Annotated in this window: 4 protein-coding genes; 1 reads left to right on the top strand and 3 read right to left on the bottom strand. The window is 68.3% G+C overall.

All coding sequences use genetic code 11. The features are described 5' to 3' along the window. Positions 1–233: 233 nt before the first annotated feature. The 3 genes from ACWCRB_RS49340 to ACWCRB_RS49330 all read right to left on the bottom strand — a co-directional run bounded on the left by ACWCRB_RS49340 (position 234) and on the right by ACWCRB_RS49330 (position 2,927). Positions 234–1,016 (bottom strand): SDR family oxidoreductase, encoded by a 783-nt coding sequence (locus tag ACWCRB_RS49340; RefSeq protein ID WP_451002301.1) that lies wholly within the window; start codon positions 1,014–1,016, stop codon positions 234–236. 76 nt (positions 1,017–1,092) lie between these two features. Then, positions 1,093–1,932, bottom strand: coding sequence for an SDR family NAD(P)-dependent oxidoreductase (locus ACWCRB_RS49335; protein WP_451002300.1), 840 nt, complete (start codon positions 1,930–1,932; stop codon positions 1,093–1,095). Positions 1,933–2,060: 128 nt separating this feature from the next. Beyond that, positions 2,061–2,927: a helix-turn-helix transcriptional regulator gene (locus tag ACWCRB_RS49330; RefSeq protein ID WP_451002299.1), complete on the bottom strand. Its 867-nt coding sequence runs from the start codon at positions 2,925–2,927 to the stop codon at positions 2,061–2,063. Positions 2,928–3,035: 108 nt separating this feature from the next. Here ACWCRB_RS49330 and ACWCRB_RS49325 point away from each other — a divergent pair, with 108 nt between their 5' ends. Next, complete coding sequence (locus ACWCRB_RS49325) at positions 3,036–3,881, top strand: helix-turn-helix transcriptional regulator (protein ID WP_451002298.1); 846 nt, start codon at positions 3,036–3,038, stop codon at positions 3,879–3,881. The last annotated feature ends 108 nt before the right edge of the window (positions 3,882–3,989 follow it).

Genomic DNA, 3,989 nt, shown 5'->3' with positions numbered 1-3,989 from the left:
GGGTTCGGGGGCGGAGCCCCCGAGGGATGGGAATGGGTAGGGGCGGCGGGGGCGAGAAAAAGAAGCGGACCAGCGGCATGTTCGCCGCCGCCGTGCTCCCGCAGATCGGCGCCCAGGCCGTCGCCACCGGGCTCGGTCGGCACGCGGTCTTCTGCCGCCCGTCTCGACCAACACGCAATGGCGGGGGAGGAACAGCCGGATGCTGTTCCTCCCCCGCCATGACGGGACGGACTTCAGATGGCCTGTGCGGTGGGCAGGACGGTGATCTCGGTGAGGTTGACGTGGCGCGGGACGGCGGCCATGAAGGCGACGGTCTCCGCGATGTCCGCGGACTGCAGACAGTCGATGTCGTGGATGAGGTCGGCCATCAGCTTGGAGGCGTCCGGGTCGGTGACATGGTCGGGGAGTTCGGTCTCGACCATGCCGGGCTCGATGGTGGCCACGCGGACCATCTTGGGACCGAGCTCGACGCGGAGCAGCCGGGTGAGATGGCTGATGTACGCCTTGGTGCCGGAGTAGACGGAGAACTTCGCCAGGATGCGGGTCGCCGCGATCGACGAGGTGTTGATCAGGTCGGCGGGCCTGCCCTGGGCGGCGGAGTCGGTGAGGTGGGGGAGGAACGCGGCGATGACGTTCATCAGGCCGCCGATGTTGAGGTCGATCTGGCGCTGCCAGTCGTCGACCTTCAACTCCTCGATCCCGGAGATGAGTTGGACCCCGGCGTTGTTGAACACGAGGTCGGCCTTGCCCAAGCGTGCGGCGACCTGGTCGGCGGCGCTCTGGACAGCGGCACGGTCGGTCACGTCGACGGCCGGGGCGAGCGCGGAGCCGCCACCGGCCTCGATCTCCTTGACCAGACTGTCGAGACGCTCCTTCCGTCGGGCCAACACGACCACGGTGGCGCCGAGTTCGGCGAGGCGCCGGGCGGTGACGGCACCCATGCCGCTGGAGGCACCGGAGACGACGGCGACACGACCGGCCAGGGGCGTGCCAGTGAGCAGGGCAGCGGACATCACAAAACCTCAATCTCTTTGCTGGGGACGGTTTCTGGGACCGATTTACGGGTTCCCGGGACCGATCTCTGGCGATGCGTCAGGCGACGTCGTCGTGGCCGGTGGCGGCGGACTTCTCGCGCCAGGCGGCAAGATCCTCCTGCGCCTGCTGATACTTGACGTCCAGCCGCTCCAAGGTGTCGCGCCCGAGGTAGAGATGCGTGGGCAGCTTCTCCGTGGAGGCGGCCTCGACGATGAGCGCGGCACCCTTGACCGGGTCGCCGAGCTGGGCGTGGTTGGCCCGGTCGATCCAGTCCAGCGTCACGTGCGCCGGGGTGTCGTCGTAGTCGGCGATACGGTCCGCGGCGACCGACAGGGAACTGGTGTCGAGGAAGTCCGTACGGAAGACGCCCGGTTCGACGACCATCGACTGGATCCCGAACGGGGCCATCTCGACGGAGAGCGCCTCGCTGATGCCGGCGACGGCGAACTTCGACGCGCAGTACAGGCTGACACCGGGCTCGCCCTCGAACCCGGAGCGGGAACCGATGTGCACCAGCCGGCCCGAGCCCTGCTTGCGCATCACGGGCAGCACGGCGCGGGTGACGTTGATCAGCCCGAAGACGTTGAGGTCGAACAGCGACCTGGCCTCCGCGTCGGTGATCTCCTCCAGCGCGCCGAGCAGACCCCGGCCGGCGTTGTTGACGAGGACGTCGACGCCGCCGAACCGCTCCACGGCGGCTTCGACCGCCTGCGGGATGCTGTCGTTGTCCGTGACGTCCAGGGCGACCGCGAAGACCTTGTCGGAGTTCTTCAGATCGTCCGGCACACGCTCCGGATTCCGTACGGCGACCACGACATCGTTGCCTCCCGCCAGGGCGGCACGGGCGATTTCCGCCCCGATTCCACGGGAGGCGCCGGTGACGAACCACGTAGCCATGGGAAAACCTCTTTCGTCTTTTTCGGATCCCCTTTTCGGGGATTTCCTGTTGACGAACTCGAGTCTGCCCATCGGCCCGGGAGTGATGAAGGCCGCGCTTTTCCTGGGAGTCCCACACCTAGGAAAGGCTAGGAAAGGCGAGGCGCTTCGGGTGCGCTGACGGAGCCCAGCAGGGCCAGCCCGTCGGCGGAGGGGGAGCCGGGCTCGGCCTGGAGGACGACGAGCTGCTGTCCTGGGACGCTGCGGATGCTGAGCGCCTCGTGCCGCAGCTCCAGGTCTCCCACGACGGAGTGGCGCACATGCTTGACGTCGTAGGGCGGGACCCGGGTGTACTCGCGTGCCCACAGAGCGCGGAACTCACCGCTGCGCACCGACAGTTCACCGACCAGCTCCAGGATGCGGGGATCCTCGGGGGTGCTCGCGGCGGTCCGCTGAAGGTCGGCGACCGCACGGTGCCTGGCCCGCTCCGCGTTCCGGTAGAAGGTCTTCGCCGTGGGGTCGAGGAAGAGCATGCGCAGTACGTTGTCGTGCTGGGCGAAGTCGCCGTAGAGGGCGTCGGCCAGTGCGTTCGTGGCCAGCAGGTCCTGGGCGTGGCCGATGATGAAGGCCGGTGTACTGGTCCAGCTCTCGATCAGCTGCCGCAGGTGCGGGCGGACCCGCTCGACCCGAACCGGGGACTTCGTACGGCGGGCCGTCGGCTGCGCCAGCCGGAAGAGTTCCCCCTTGTCCTCGTCCCCGAGGCACAGCGCGCGGGCAAGAGCCTCCAGCACTCGGCGTGAGGGGCTCAGCTCACGGCCCTGCTCCAGCCGGCTGTAGTAGCTCGGGCTGACACCGGCGAGCGTCGCGACCTCGTCACGCCGCAGACCGGGCACCCTTCGCCGACCCGCACCGGACAGTCCCGCCAGTCCCGCAGCGTCAGGGCTGAGACGTTCCCTACGGGAGCGGAGGAACCGACCCAGCCCTCCAACCGGGTCATGCCGAATGTCGTTGTCCATACCGTCAAGGCTAGGCGGAGAAGGGCGGGCGGAGTTCTGCCGACGGTGGGTGTATTACACCCAGGATCGCGGGGTCCTCACGGGGGCGAAGGTTTGTAGTCTTGCCGCATGAGCAACGGGACACCCCTGGGTGATTTCCTCAGAGCCCGCCGAGAAGCCCTGAAGCCGCACGACGTGGGTCTGCCCGAACACGGGCGACGGCGGGTGCCGGGCCTGCGCCGAGAGGAGGTCGCGCTGCTCGCCGGAGTCAGCTCCGACTACTACATCAGGCTGGAACAGGGCCGCGAGAACAGCCCGTCCCCGCAGGTCCTGGACGCCGTGGCGCAGGCGCTGAAACTGGACGCGGAAGCCACCGACCACCTCAACCGCCTCTGCCTCACCGCCTCGCAACGCCCGCGCGACCGCGGCGATACGACCGTCAGCCAACAACTGCTGCAACTGATGGACGGATGGGAACACACCCCGGCCTTCGTCGTCGGCCCGGCGCTCGACATCATGGCGGGCAACTCCCTGGCCATGGCCCTCCACAGCGGGTTCGACGAGTTCGACAACCTCGCCCGCATGGTGTTCGTCGACCCGGCGGGCCGCGAGTTCTACCAGGAATGGGAGCGGGCCGCGCATTCCTGCACCGCCGAAATCCGGGCCGCCTACGGCCACGACCCCGAATCACCCCGAATCGCCGAAGTCGTGACGCAACTCTCCGCCCAGAGCAAGGAATTCGCCGAGCTCTGGCAGCGGCATGACGTGAAAGGCAAATCCCAAGAGGGCAAGCACCTCAAACACCCCCAGGTCGGCGACCTGCACATCAAATTCGCGGCCTTCACGGTCAACGGAGCCCCACACCAGCAACTGGTCGTCTACCAAGCCGAACCGGCCAGCCCGACGGCCACCGCCTTCGAAACCCTGAGGACCATGGCCACCCACCCGAAACAGACCGAGACAGCCCAGAGGTAGCACCCCGGAGACACAGAGGACGCGCAGTCCGCACGGGAGGCCCAGGGGCGCATCCCCGCCGAACGCCCAGGCCCACACCCCCAAGCGGGGTGCAGGGGACGCAGTCCC

It is taken from the genome of Streptomyces sp. NPDC002156 (assembly GCF_053593675.1).
The sequence above is the reverse complement of the archived record's forward strand: the minus strand, read 5'-3'. Positions and strand labels throughout refer to the sequence as shown.